Annotated in this window: 13 protein-coding genes; 4 read left to right on the top strand and 9 right to left on the bottom strand. The window is 59.8% G+C overall.

What is annotated here, in order from left to right:
• Window positions 1-5: 5 nt before the first annotated feature.
• From fabG to JNB91_RS17730, 8 genes are all read right to left on the bottom strand, one after another.
• Window positions 6-815 carry a 3-oxoacyl-ACP reductase FabG gene (gene fabG, locus JNB91_RS17765; RefSeq protein ID WP_220326842.1) on the bottom strand — a complete coding sequence of 270 codons (810 nt, stop codon included), beginning with the start codon at window positions 813-815 and terminating at the stop codon, window positions 6-8.
• A 2-nt stretch (window positions 816-817) separates the two neighbouring features.
• Window positions 818-1,522, bottom strand: a complete 705-nt coding sequence (locus JNB91_RS17760; RefSeq protein WP_220326841.1) for an ABC transporter ATP-binding protein — start codon at window positions 1,520-1,522, stop codon at window positions 818-820.
• On the bottom strand, window positions 1,509-3,314 hold the full coding sequence (locus JNB91_RS17755; protein ID WP_430736308.1) for a branched-chain amino acid ABC transporter ATP-binding protein/permease: 1,806 nt from the start codon (window positions 3,312-3,314) through the stop codon (window positions 1,509-1,511). The genes JNB91_RS17760 and JNB91_RS17755 overlap by 14 nt, the downstream gene beginning before the upstream one ends.
• A gap of 19 nt (window positions 3,315-3,333) precedes the next feature.
• Window positions 3,334-4,221, bottom strand: a complete 888-nt coding sequence (locus tag JNB91_RS17750) for a branched-chain amino acid ABC transporter permease (RefSeq protein ID WP_220326840.1) — start codon at window positions 4,219-4,221, stop codon at window positions 3,334-3,336.
• A gap of 98 nt (window positions 4,222-4,319) precedes the next feature.
• Window positions 4,320-5,522, bottom strand: coding sequence for an ABC transporter substrate-binding protein (locus JNB91_RS17745; protein ID WP_220326839.1), 1,203 nt, complete (start codon window positions 5,520-5,522; stop codon window positions 4,320-4,322).
• A gap of 46 nt (window positions 5,523-5,568) precedes the next feature.
• On the bottom strand, window positions 5,569-7,314 hold the full coding sequence (locus JNB91_RS17740; RefSeq protein WP_220326915.1) for an acetolactate synthase catalytic subunit: 1,746 nt from the start codon (window positions 7,312-7,314) through the stop codon (window positions 5,569-5,571).
• Between the two features lie 32 nt (window positions 7,315-7,346).
• Window positions 7,347-8,348 (bottom strand): NAD(P)H-quinone oxidoreductase, encoded by a 1,002-nt coding sequence (locus JNB91_RS17735; RefSeq protein ID WP_220326838.1) that lies wholly within the window; start codon window positions 8,346-8,348, stop codon window positions 7,347-7,349.
• A complete protein-coding gene (locus JNB91_RS17730) occupies window positions 8,345-9,409 on the bottom strand; it encodes a zinc-dependent alcohol dehydrogenase (protein ID WP_220326837.1) in 1,065 nt (354 codons plus the stop codon). The genes JNB91_RS17735 and JNB91_RS17730 overlap by 4 nt, the downstream gene beginning before the upstream one ends.
• A 130-nt stretch (window positions 9,410-9,539) precedes the next feature.
• Here JNB91_RS17730 and JNB91_RS17725 point away from each other — a divergent pair, with 130 nt between their 5' ends.
• On the top strand, window positions 9,540-10,247 hold the full coding sequence (locus tag JNB91_RS17725) for a GntR family transcriptional regulator (RefSeq protein ID WP_430736307.1): 708 nt from the start codon (window positions 9,540-9,542) through the stop codon (window positions 10,245-10,247).
• A gap of 106 nt (window positions 10,248-10,353) precedes the next feature.
• On the opposite strand, the gene JNB91_RS17720 is transcribed toward JNB91_RS17725, so the two are convergent.
• The gene (locus tag JNB91_RS17720; RefSeq protein ID WP_220326836.1) at window positions 10,354-10,722 is read right to left on the bottom strand and encodes a PIN domain-containing protein; all 369 of its coding nucleotides are present in this window, start codon (window positions 10,720-10,722) and stop codon (window positions 10,354-10,356) included.
• A 23-nt stretch (window positions 10,723-10,745) separates the two neighbouring features.
• Between JNB91_RS17720 and tnpA the strand changes: the two genes are divergently transcribed.
• The 3 genes from tnpA (at window position 10,746) to tnpC (ending at window position 13,098) form a co-directional block, all read left to right on the top strand.
• Window positions 10,746-11,132, top strand: a complete 387-nt coding sequence (gene tnpA / locus JNB91_RS17715; RefSeq protein ID WP_145162235.1) for an IS66-like element accessory protein TnpA — start codon at window positions 10,746-10,748, stop codon at window positions 11,130-11,132.
• Window positions 11,129-11,482 carry an IS66 family insertion sequence element accessory protein TnpB gene (tnpB, locus tag JNB91_RS17710; protein WP_220326835.1) on the top strand — a complete coding sequence of 118 codons (354 nt, stop codon included), beginning with the start codon at window positions 11,129-11,131 and terminating at the stop codon, window positions 11,480-11,482. Before tnpA ends, tnpB begins: the two co-directional genes overlap by 4 nt.
• Before the next feature lie 68 nt (window positions 11,483-11,550).
• The gene (gene tnpC / locus JNB91_RS17705; RefSeq protein ID WP_223218240.1) at window positions 11,551-13,098 is read left to right on the top strand and encodes an IS66 family transposase; all 1,548 of its coding nucleotides are present in this window, start codon (window positions 11,551-11,553) and stop codon (window positions 13,096-13,098) included.
• Window positions 13,099-13,340: the final 242 nt, after the last annotated feature.

Raw genomic sequence — 13,340 nt, 5'->3', positions numbered from 1 at the left:
GCGGCTCAGGTCATGTATAGCCCACCGGCGACATCAATTGTCTGGCCGGTGACGAAGCTCGATTCAGGCGACGTCAGATAGATCGCAAGATCCGCCACCTCTTCCGGCTGGCCAAGGCGCGCGAGCGGCGTCATCTTCACCTGCTCGTCATTGATCTCCTTCGCCACCCCACGCACCATCGGCGTCTCGATACGGCCAGGCGCCAGCGCATTGACCCGGATGCCGAACGGCCCGAGCTCCGCCGCCAGATGTTTGGTGAAGCCAATCAGCGCCGATTTCGTCGCTGCATAGTGGCAGGCGACGATCGGCGAATAAGTCTTGCCGGCAACCGAGGACAGGTTGACGATCCAACCGCGCTCGGCATGCCGCATCGATGGCGTCAACGCTCGGATCGTATTGAAGGTACCCGTGAGATTTACCGCGACGACACGGTTCCACTCGGCCGGGTCCATTTCCCAAACCTTGTGGGCGACGCCGTCATGCTTCGGAGAAATACCGGCATTGTTGACGACTGTATCGAACGCTCCGCCCATTTTGGCCGCGGCCTTGTCAAGCGTCAACGATACTGCGTCATAATCGGCTACATCGAGCATCAGCGGCACACCGCTTCCGTAACCTTCCGTCTCGATCAGCCTGACCGTCTCGGCAATATCCGCCTCGTTCATGTCGGCCACACCGACCGTCGCGCCCCGGGCGGCGAAGCCGAGCGCGATTGCACGGCCGATGCCTCGACCGGCCCCGGTGACGAGGACACGTCGGCCCGCATGGCTTGGACGATTGGCGATAGATTGCGGATTTTCTTCTCTCAGCGGCATGATCAGATTCCCAGATATGCTTGGCGGACATGGTCGTTGGTCAGCAGCGATTCCGACGTGTCGGAGAGTACGATCTCGCCGTTCTCGAGCACGTAGCCGCGGTCGGAGGCCTTCAGTGTATTGAACACGTTCTGTTCGACGATCAGCACGGTCGTGCCGGTCGAGGTGATCGCTTCGATCACCTCGAACACCTGCTGGACGATGATCGGCGCAAGGCCCAGCGACGGCTCGTCGAACATCAGGATGCTCGGCCGCGCCATCATTCCGCGGGCGATCGCGACCATCTGCTGCTCGCCGCCGGAAAGCGATCCGGCGCTCTGCGAAAGCCTCTCACGTACCCGTGGAAACAGGGAGAGCACATGTTCCAGAGTTTCAGCCTGTCGGCTGCGGGCCTCCCTGCGGTAGGCACCCATCAGCAGGTTCTCCTCGACCGTCATGTCGGCAAAAAGCTGACGTCCCTCGGGGATGAGAGTAATGCCGAGATCGACGACCTCATGGGCCGGCATGCTAGTTATGTCTCGGTCTTCAAAGAAGATGCGCCCCTCTGTTGGCTGGATCAGCCCGGCGATAGTGCGCAACGTCGTGGTCTTGCCGGCGCCGTTTGCGCCGACGATCGTCACGACCTCGCCGCGTTTCACCTCCAGCGACACGTCATGGAGGATTGTCGTCGGCCCGTAACCGGCGTGAATGCCCTCAAGCCTCAGCATGGACGAAATCCTTTCCAAGATAAGCTTCAATCACCTGTTTGTCGCGCACAACATCTTGCGGTTTGCCCTCGGCGATGATCTGGCCCGAGCTCAACACGATCACCCGGTCAGACAACGACATCACCGCCTGCATCACATGCTCGATCGCGATGATCGAAACGCCGGTGTCGCGGATCGACAGCATCAGGTCGATGGCACGGCGAACATCCGTCTGGTTGATGCCGGCCATCACCTCGTCGAGAAGCAGGATGCGAGGTTTCATCGCCATGACGCGGGCGACTTCGAGGCGCTTAAGCCCTCCGATCGTCAGCCCTCTCGCCTCGGCATCGAGATAATGCCCAAGCCCCATCCGGTGTGCCGTCTCGCGCGCAACCTCGCGCGCTTCTCTCACATCCGAATGGCGATGGAAGGCGCCGACCATGATGTTTTCCTCCACCGTCATGGCAGCAAACGGCTGGACGATCTGAAAGGTGCGACCGACACCGATGGCGGCGAAATCGCCCGGCGTCACCGGCATCATCATTGATCCATCTTCCGAGCGTACCTTCACCGTACCACTGGAGGGTTTAAGGAAACCGGAGATCATGTTGAAGACGGTCGTCTTACCGGCGCCGTTCGGACCGATAAGGCCGAGGATCTCACCTTCCTTCAAGGTCAGGCTGACATCGCGTGTCACATGCAGCCCGCCAAAATGTTTGTCGAGATGATCGACAACCAGAATATCGTTTCCGATCGGCGGCCGGCTGGCGCGTGCAGCGGCTGCGATTGGCGCAGCCTGCGCCTTCTTCTCATCATTCTTGCCGTTGAAGAACCGCCCCGTCAGGCCGACGATGCCGTTCGGCATGAACAGCACGACCAGCACCAGCACGACGCCATAGACGAAACCGTGCAGGCCAAGCGCCTGTGCGCCGAGCCAACCGCGCGCAAGCTCTGACAGCGGGACGAGGAAGAGGGCACCGACCAGCGGGCCGAAGATCGTGCCGATGCCACCAATCAGTGCGAACATCGCGATCTGGATCGACGTCGTCAGCGAAAACACCGAGCTAGGATCGATGAACGTCAGATACATGGCGTGGAACGTGCCGATCATCGCCGTCAGTGCCGCCGAGGCGGCAACCGCGATCAGCCGCACCCTGACCGTACTGACGCCAGCGGCCTGGGCCGCACTTTCACGCTCGCGGGTGGCGACGAGATAGAAGCCGAGCCGGTGCGAGCGGATCCACCAGGCGACGCCGAGTGCCACCATCAGCATGCCGAAGGCGATCAGGAGCCCCGGCGTACGATCGCGAAAGACCATCCATTCCCAGCCGAATTTCAGCGGGATCATCAGACCGGTTGCGCCGCCGGTCAATTCGCGGAAATGCAGCGCAAGGACGCGGAACACTTCGAGGAATGCGATTGTCGCAAGCGAAAAGAACGGCCCGCGCAGCCGGAAACAGGGATAACTGATTGCAACAGCCACGACCATCGAGACAGCCGCGCCGACGAACATGCCGAGCCAGGGCGATATGCCTAGATTCATCAGGATGATCCCGGCATAAGCGCCGATGCCGTAGAAGATCGCATGGCCGAGCGACAGCTGGCCGGCATAACCGCCAACGATGTTCCAGGCGGTGGAAAGGCCGGCGAAGATGAAGATGGTGACAAAGATATGCGAAACGAACTGATCGCCGATCAGGATCGGGATGATCAGAAGCGCGAGCATGCCTGCGGTGAAAAGGCCGATCCGTTTCCAGGGCAGGGTATTCGGACGGGCTTGTGTCATGGCGGTGTCGAGCGTGCTGTCTGTCACGGTCTTCCTCATGGCGCCCTCAGGGCGAAACGTGTGAAAGGGAGAGGCGATTGCTGAACAGCCCCGAGGGTTTCAGGATCAGGATGAGCAGGAACACGCCGAAGACGACGACCTCCCTGACGTCCGATCCGATGTAGAAGCCGGCGAATGAATCGATCAGACCAATGATCATCGCGCCGGCAAAAGCGCCGGTTAGCGAGCCGAGCCCGCCAAGAACCACGACGACGAAGGCCGTCAGCACGAAATAGGTGCCTATATTTGGCGAGGTCGGATAAAGCGGTGCGACCATCGAGGCGGCAAGCCCGACACAGGCTGCGCCGATGCCGAATGTCAGCATGTAGATGCGGTTGACATTGATGCCCATCAGCTGCGCGGCGGCCCTGTTCTGCGCTACCGCGCGGATGGCGCGCCCTGTCTGGGTGCGTTTCAGGAAAGCCTGCAATCCGATCACCAGCATGATCGACACGGCGAGGATAACAAGCTGGCCCAACAGCACGCGCACCGGGCCGAACGTGATCGGCGTCCGAAGTCCGGATGACGGGGTGTTGGCGATGTCGGCACCGAACAGGAGCAAGGCCAGATTGATCAGTGCGGTAGAAAGGCCAACGGTTGCAAAAATCTGGATATGGTCATCCCGCGCCGACATCAGCGGCTGGATGATGAACCTTTGCGTCACAACACCAGCGACGAACAACAGGGGGGCCACGATCACCGAAGTGAGCAGCGGATGGATGCCGAGTTTGGTGGTGAACAGATAGACCAGATACATGCCCAGCATCAGGAATTCGCCATGGGCGAAGTTGACCACCTTGACGATGCCGAAGATCAGGGTCAGTCCAACGCTGACGATGGCAAACAGTGCGCCCAGCATCAATCCGCTGACAAGCACTTGCAGAAACGTTTCCATGATGCCTCCTCCGGCAAAACGCGGGCCGAGCGGCTGCCGGACCGAAGCCCGGCACCCTGTCGTCGGAGCGGTGCAAGCTGCTCCCCGAGACGCCCCGCTTAATTGGCGATGTTGAGCTTGCTGACGGCAGCGGCATCGGGATAAACGGCGACGAGCTTGCCGCCCTGCCACTGCATCCCCATCATCGCGGCGCGCTCATTCTGGCCGTTCTCACCGAACTTGATGCCATAGCCAGCAGCCGTCTGGCCGTCCGCAATGTCTATTGCCTTTACCGCTTCGACGATCGTGTCGGGCTCAAATCCCTCGGCTTTGCCGATCGATTCCATAAGCGCCTTGGCACCGACATAGTTGTTGAGCGAGTGGCCCGAGCGCGGCGCGATGCCGTACTTCTCCTTGTAGGCTTCGACGAAGGCTTCGAGACCTGGTGTCGCCTTGGTATTGACGAGGAACTGAGTGAAATCGACGTCCAGCACGTTTTCGATCACGTCATGGCCCACGGCGTCGGCTGTCGGCTGCATCGAATAACCGCCACCGCCGCCGATGACCGCGGCAGGCTTGTAGCCGGCCTCGTTCGCCTGCTGGAGAAAGAGAACGGAATCGTTCTGGTAGGAGGTCTGCAGCACCACATCGGCTCCGGCCTGTTTCAGCTGCAGCACCAGCGACGACATATCGACCGTTGCTGCCGGATAACCGGAAGAGAGCACGATGTTGAGGCCCTTTTCCTTGGCAAAGTCCGCCTGGTGTTTGGATACCGAGGTGCCATAGCTCGAATCCTCGTAGATGATGCCGATCTTGAGATCGCCTGGTTGCTTTCCGAGACCTGGCGCAACTTTTTCGACCACCATGTCGACCACCATCTCGCCCATGTCCTTGGCATAGGGATTGGTTCGGAACATATATTTGAGGCCGCGGCTCGTTACTTCGTCGGCAACGGCTCCGAGTTCGAAATAAGGAATGCCGGAAAGCTCGGCGACCTGGCTTGCTGCGATCGAACGTGCCGAGGAATAGGTGCCAAAGATGGCGGAAACCTTTTCCAGCGAGATCAGCCGGCGAGCTTCGCCGATTGCCTGGTTGTTATCCACGGCGTCGCCCTTGACCAGAACAACCTTTTCGCCCTGGATGCCGCCCGCAGCATTGATTTCATCGACGGCGATCTCCAGACCTCGTGCACTCTCCTCCCCGAGAAGCGCGAGCTGACCGCTGAACGGATAAAGCGCGCCGAACTTGACTTCGGCATGGGCTGCGGATGCCGACAGCACGATGGCTGCGGCGGTCATTTTCAACAAGTTCGGCAATTTCATGTTTTCCTCCCGTGAAAAGCCGTGATCTGCTGCAATGTGACTGTTGTCAGTAGTCCAGCGCCTCCTTGCCCTGGAAACTGGTGATCGGCGGATGCGCCCGTTCGTCGGTCACGACGTCGATAACGGTCAAGGTATCGGCCGCCAGCGCTTCCTTCAGGGCCGGCAGAAAGTCTTCTGGCCTCTCGACGCGCACGCCACGGCATCCGACCGCCTTAGCGATCGCGGCATGATCGACGGCCTCAAAATCGCAGACATCCGTGAAGTTGCCGAACAGGCTGAGTTCGGCGTGTTTCTGGTAGCCGAGGATTTGGTTGTTGAGTACGATCAGCACGACCGGCAGCTTCATGCGCCGCGCTGTTTCCATTTCCGACCAGACATGGCCGAACCCTCCATCGCCGGTGAGGCATATCACCGGCGCATCGGGATGCGCCGTCTTGGCTCCGAGCGCGTAGGGAAGCCCCCAGCCGAGTCCGGCAATGCCGCGCGGAGTGATGAAACGCTGGCCAGCCTTGCGGGCGGTCAGGAAGTTGGCAATCCAGATCGACGAGTAGCTTGCATCGGCAACGACGATGCTTTCCGGCGTCAGCACAGTATCGAGATCGGCCATCAGCCTTTCCGGGCGGATGGGCATCGCATCCATGTTCACAAGAGCCTTCATGTCGTCCTGATGAGCGGCACGACCTGCGGCGATCTTGTCCTCCAACCCCCTGCGACGGTCGGCAATAGCGGAAAGATCTTGGCTTTTCAGTGCCTCGGTCAATGCTGCAACGGTCAGCTTGGCATCGCCCGCGAGACGCAGCGCTTCGTAATTGCGGCCGATCTCGCCACCATCGATATCGAGATGGATGAATTTTGCGTTCTTCGGATAGAGCGACCAGCTGTCGGTGCCATTCTGGTTGGTGCGGTTGCCGACAAGCAGAACAACGTCCGCTTCTGTGACGAGGTCGCGCAGATGCGACGTACGTCCCCGCGGTGCCATGAAATAACCGACCACGCCGACGGAGAGCGGATTGGTCTCATCGACCGATCCCTTGCCCATCACCGTCGTCGCCACCGGAAGACCCAGAGCCTGCAGGGCCGCGATTTCAGCCGTCGCCTGCGAAGCATGCACGCCGCCGCCTGCAATGACGATCGGCCGGGCAGCCCCGGCGATCAGCTTGGCCGCCTCGGCAATGCGGTCTGGATCAGCAACCGTACGATCCAGCGGGAATGTGCCAAGCGTCGCATCGCGGCGTGGTGCAGCGGGGTCGATGTCCGGCCGTTCATCCAGCACATCAAGCGGCACGAGCAGGACGACAGGTCCGGGCCTGCCGGTCGCCGCAGCGGCGAAAGCCATGTCGACATAATCGTCTATACGCGCGGGATCGGCGATCCGGCGCACCCATTTTGCTACTCCGCCAAACAAGGCGAAATGATCCAGTTCCTGGAAGGCATTCTTGTCGGTAAACCGGCGAGCGACATCCTGCACGATAGCAACGATCGGGATCGATGCCTTCAGTGCTTCGGCAAGGCCGGGAACCAGTAGGGTCGCCGCCGGGCCGTTCTGCGCGGTCACTACGGAGACCTTGCCGGAGACGCGGGCGAATGCGTCTGCCATCGCAGCACCTGCGTTTTCGGTACGGTAACCGATCTGCCGGATGCCGTAGTCGGGTGCGGCGAGAAACAGGGCGGACGGAATGCTCTGCCCGAAAACCTCCTTCACGCCGTGACGGCTGAGGGCGGCGGCCAGAACATGCGCTCCGGTCATGTTGTTGGCGGCTGTCTGCGCCTCTGGTTTACTCATGACGTTCATACTCATTTCCTCTCCCTAAACAGGACATTGGTTCAGCCCTGTTCCTCCATGACGAGAACGATCTTTCCTGTGTGGCTGCCGCCATCCATCCGCGCATGGGCTTCGGCAACCTTGTCGAACGCGAAAGTGGAATCGATCAGCGGCCGCGCCTCCTCCCTGGAAAGCAGCGGCAGGACATTTGCCTGGAGCGCCGCAGCAAGCCGCGCCTTCATCTCGATCGGCCGAGCCCGAAGCGTCGATCCGGTCAGGGTGACGCGCTTCATCAGAAGCGGCAGCAGATCGAGCTCGGCTTTGGGTCCCTGCTGGAAGGCGATCTGGGCGATACGCCCATCCGCTGCGATCGCTTCGAGATTGCGCTGGATATAGCTGCCGCCTACCATGTCGAGAATGACGTCCGGGCCCTTGCCGTCCGTCAGCTCTTTCGAAACTGCAACGAAATCGTCTCGGCGATAATCGATGGCGGCATCGGCGCCGAGGTCGAGGCAGGCCTGGCATTTTTCGGCGGAACCGGCTGTAACGATTACCTTTGCGCCGAAAGCCTTTGCAAGTTTCAGCGCCGTCGTGCCGATCCCCGATGTGCCGCCATGAATGAGTAGCGTTTCGCCGCGCTTGAGGCCGGCACGTTCAAAGACATTGCTCCAAACAGTGAAATAGGTCTCGGGAAACGCGCCCGCCTCGACGAAGGACATGCCTTCGGGAATGGGCAACGCTGCGCCTTCCTGGATGATCGCCCGCTCTGCATAAGCGCCGCTGTGGACCAGCGCCATAACCCTGTCACCCGCCTTGAAACGCGTGACGCCCGGCCCGACCGTTTCCACCACTCCGGCAAGTTCGAGGCCCAAAACGTCGGAAGCCCCCGGCGGCGGCGGATAATTGCCTTGCCGCTGCATGACGTCCGGGCGGTTGATACCGGCTGCATGCACACACACGATCATTTCCCCAGTGCCGGGAGCATTCAACTCGCGTTCTACGATTGCAAGCACATCCGGCCCGCCCGCACCCTTGGCGATTACGGCTCGCGTCATTCCGCTCATGCGTCTTCCCCTTCGAATGTCACATCCTGTCCTTGCGGAAACAGCAGCACCTTCACCGCCTGTCGGCCGCGCGCCAGCTCGAATGCCTCGATGCCGCTCGATAGTGGACGCCGGTGAGTGATAAGCTTCGACAGGGCATCGGAATTTTCAGCCAGAAGTTGGATCGCTTCGCGCAACGCCCGGTCCGTCGTGTCATGGGCACCACGCAACTGCTTCTTCTCACGCACAAATCGCGTCAGATCGAGTTCCAGCGGTTTGGAATGGATGCCAGCGACGACTAAGATGCCTCCCGGTCGCAGGACAGCTAGGCCGTCGGATACGGAGCGAGCTACGCCGGTTGCCTCGATGACGCGATCGGCAGACTGGCCGAAGGCGTCCGCCACCGCCTGTTCGAGGCTTTTGTCAGCGAGATCGAAGGCATCATCGATGCCCATCTGTAAAGCCAGCGACAGGCGCAGCGGATCGCACAATCCGGCAATCAGCACCTTAGCGCCGCGGTGTTTTGCGACCCAGGCGATGCCGAGCCCGATCGGCCCTGGTCCGAGCACGACGACCCGCGCTCCCGGTCGGACATCAGCGATATCGACAGCGTTGACGCCCACTGCCAGCGGCTCGCTCAAGGCGGCGATGGAAAGATCGAGCTCGTCTGGAACATGCCGGCAATTGGCTACCGGCACCGTTACCATGTCTGCAAAACCGCCATCGCAATGCAGACCGATAATGCTGCGGCGGCTGCAGTTCTGCGGCTCATCGGCCAGACAGGAACTGCATTTGCCGCACGTCTTGGTCGGCCAGCAGACGACACGATCGCCTGGCGCGAAATCCGAAACATCCTTGCCAACGGACCGGATGACGCCGGAAAATTCATGACCGACCGTAACCGGCAGGTTCGCGGCCATGAATTCGTAACCCGGCGTCCATTCGTACGCATGGAGATCGCTACCGCAAATACCAGCAGCCGCAACCTCGATTAAAACATCACCAGCTGCTGGCGACATCAGGCCATCGAGCGGCACTAGCTCAAGCCCGAAGGCAGCCGCAGTTTTGCGGAGCGCAATCATGAACTTCCTCCAAGTTCATTCCCATCTACGACTGGCCTCCTCGCCCGTCGTTGTGTACGATTCCTCTTCGCACAAGCCGGAATTTGCTATATGTTATTTGTTATAACAGTATCTGCATGATGGGTGATAAGTGTCAAGAACCGCAATTGAAAATAACCTGATCACCGCATCCGAAGCCGACTGGGCTCAACCGATTGTGAAGGAAAACCTCAGCGATCGCGCCTATCTTGGTCTTCGGCAGGCGCTAATGCGTGGCCAGCTGAAGCCGGGAGAGATGCTGCGTCTGCGCCCGATGTCCGCGCGCTTTGGTATCAGCGCGACTCCTATGCGCGAGGCATTATTGCGGCTCGTCAGCGAAAAGGCTTTGACGCTAGATGCCCGCGGCACAGTAATGGTGCCGACCCTCACGCTTGATCAGTTGCTCGAGATTCGAGCGATCCGCATGGACCTCGAGGGCAGAGCGGCGGGGGCGGCAGCGACGGTTGCAAATGCAGAAGAGATTGATGCTCTAGAGAAGATTCACACTCGCATTTCCGAATGTCATGCATCTCAAGCATTCGTGGAGGCGATCGATCTCAATACCGAATTCCACCTGACGCTATGCCGCATGGGACGCTTACCGATCGTCTACGACATTGTTGAAACGTTATGGATTCGCTGTGGTCCAATCTTGTCGCATCTCTATGATGCCGGATTGCCGGACTGGGAGCCGCACCCTCACCGACGCATCGTTAAGGCTCTCCGCGACAAGGACGCGGAAGCGGCTCAGGCTGCAATGCGTGACGATATCGAGCATGGCGGCAAAGGCTTGTTGATGCACGCCACGGGCGGCACCTGAGGCGCGAACAGTGTGAGTTCGGAAGTAAGTTTGGATTAAATGATATGTAAAGGTCTTGAGCGGACTCGAACTTCCGACCCGCAGGTTCAGAGATTTCTTAGCTTGATCAATCAGTCTTGAAGAAAACTGGGAGATCTACCGCGACGTTCAAAGGTTCGAAGTGCCGCATATTCTCGGTAATAACCGTCAGATCGTATGCTCGAGCTGTCGCAGCAATAATGATATCGCCAAGGCCCGGGTTCTGGCCTCTCCCTTTGGCTTCATCCTCCATAGATCCAGCGATGCGAGCGACGACAGTATCCATCGGCAAGGCACGATCATCAAAGGTGCCCGTGATAAAATCCAGCCAGAGCGAAAGCCCTTTCGCCCGTTCGAAACCGCCACGGCGATAAAGTGATCTTAGACCTCTTTCAATGTAACCGGTGTCCCGCTCCCACGTTGTCCTCGCCGCTCTGATCTGTGATCGCCTATTCATGGACGAGCAACGGGAGTTTCTCCATGGATACTACATTGGAGTTTCTCACGGCCAGGAAGTCTGGGCGTGAGCCACAGCGGCACTGGCCGGACGAAGTGAAGGCCCAGATCGTTTCGGAGAGCCTTCGGCCCGGAGCGTTGGTGAATGAAGTTGCAGAACGCCACGGCCTGAAGCCAAACCACCTCTCGACTTGGCGAACGATGGCACGGCAGGGCAAGCTGGTTCTGCCAGCACCCGAGGATGCGGTGGAGTTCGCGGCGGTTGTCGTCGATCCACCCGTTGCGGAGCCGCCCCTCAAGAAAGCCAGCCGCCCTGAGATCATCGTCGGCGCTGTCACGATCAGGTTGGAAGAAGGCGCGTCCGCCGCCCGGATCGCCGCTGTCGCGCGTGCCTGTGCGGTTCCGGCATGATCTTTCCATCGAACCGGGTTCGGATCATGGTGGCGACCAAGCCCGTCGATTTCCGCAAAGGCCATGATGGACTGGCAGCGCTGGTCAGAAACGAGTTGCACAAGGACCCGTTTACAGGAACGATCTTCGTATTCCGATCCCGCAAGGCGGACCGATTGAAGCTGATCTATTGGGATGGCAGCGGTTTGGTGATGGCCTACAAGCGCCTGGAGGAGCATACGTTCACTTGGCCAGACATTCGGGACGGCCTGATGACCTTGGGCCATGCCCAGTTCGAAGCGCTGTTTGCAGGACTTGATTGGCGTCGAGTCCGCTCCGTGGAGGCACGTGCGCCAACCGCAGTCGAATAGATGCGTCACGATGACTCGGTTCGCAAATTCCGACAGCGAGGCGACCCCCAATTTGATAGACTTTAAGCATGTTGGATGCGGTCGATCTCCCAGACGATATTGCTGCCCTGAAGGCGATGCTGATTGCCTCCCAGCTTCGGGAAGTCCACAAGGACGAGCGGATCGAACGGCTTGAGAAACTGGTCGCCGCTTTCAAACAAGCCGCCTTTGGCCGCAAATCCGAGAAGGCCGATCCTGAGCAATTCGATCTTGCACTTGAAGACTTGGAAACGGTCATTGCGGCGATCCATGCCGAAGACGAGGCCGACAGCGCCCCAGGTAAGTCGCAACCCAAACCACGCGCCGCCAATCGGGGCTCTCTTCCCGCCCATCTTCCTCGTGTCGAAGAGGTCATCGAGCCGGATAGCTTGATCTGCAACTGTGGCGGCGGTCTGCATTGCATCGGGGAGGACGTGTCCGAGCGGCTGGATATCATTCCGGCGCAGTTCCGTGTCATCGTCACTCGTCGTCCCAAATATGCCTGCCGTGCCTGCACCGACGGCATATCTCAGGCTCCAGCGCCCGCACGATTGATCCACGCCGGATTGCCGACAGAGGCGACCATCGCGCATGTGTTGGTGTCCAAATATGCTGATCACCTGCCGCTCTATCGGCAGGCCCAGATCATGAGCCGACAGGGTATTGATCTCGACCGTTCCACGCTTGCCGACTGGGTCGGTCGCGCGGCATTCGAACTCCGCCCAGTCTTCGACGCTCTCCTCGCCGACCTGAAGCGGTCCACCAAGCTCTTCATGGACGAGACCCGTGCGCCAGTGCTCGATCCTGGCTCCCGCAAAACCAAGACCGGATACTTTTGGGCCTTGGCCCGTGATGATAGACCGTGGAGTGGCGGTGCTCCGCCCGGTGTGGCCTTCACCTATACGCCCGGTCGCGGGGGACTACATGCCGAGCGGATACTGCAAGGATTTACGGGCATCCTTCAGGTCGATGGATATGCCGGGTATAATCGGCTGATCGCATCGGATCGGGTTGGTCCCGACATCCGGCTGGCCTATTGCTGGGCACACGCCAGGCGCAAGCTGGTCGAGATCACTCGCACGGGCTCGGCACCAATCGCTGAGGAGGGTGTGAAGCGGATTGGTGAACTCTATCGGATTGAGGCGGAGCTGCGCGGTCTTCCCGCCGATGCTCGCTTGGCTAGGCGACAGGAACGATCAGTGCCATTGATCGCAGACATGCGGGACTGGCTCACGCATCATCGTGCTCGCGTCGCTGGCAAGTCGCCGCTTGGCGAAGCGCTTTCCTACATCGCCAAATACTGGGATGGCCTCTGCATCTTCCTGACCGATGGCCGGATCGAGGTCGACAACAATACCGTCGAGCGGACCATCAGGCCGATTGCGTTGAACCGGAAGAACGCTCTTTTTGCCGGACACGATACAGGTGCAGAGAACTGGGCGACTATCGCTTCGCTCATAGAGACCTGCAAGCTCAACGCTGTCGATCCATTGGCCTATCTGAGCGCCACCCTGACCGCTATCGTCGGAATGATGATACAAGCTGGTGATCTCAGGTTAATCGGTTCGAGTTCGCAGTTGTGTGGGTCTGGACGGTAAGGCTGCTACACTGGCCACGTGCCTCAAATGTGGGTTCACCTTGAGGCGATGCAATCGATCGACAACATCGCCGAGCGCGCCGGCTTCAGCTCGACCCGCCAGTTTCGGAGAACCTGGAGCCGCTTCAATGCGGCTGCGCAGCACCAAGCACGGGACGAGAGATCACGGGGTGGAGGCCTAATTTCGGTTTTGATGCTAGCGACTTAGTCTGGCATCACTTAAAACGGATAAGCCAGCTGTTC

This window comes from Aliirhizobium wenxiniae (assembly GCF_019511445.1).
GTDB lineage: Bacteria > Pseudomonadota > Alphaproteobacteria > Rhizobiales > Rhizobiaceae > Neorhizobium > Neorhizobium wenxiniae_A.
This window is presented reverse-complemented; position numbering and strand designations above follow the sequence as displayed.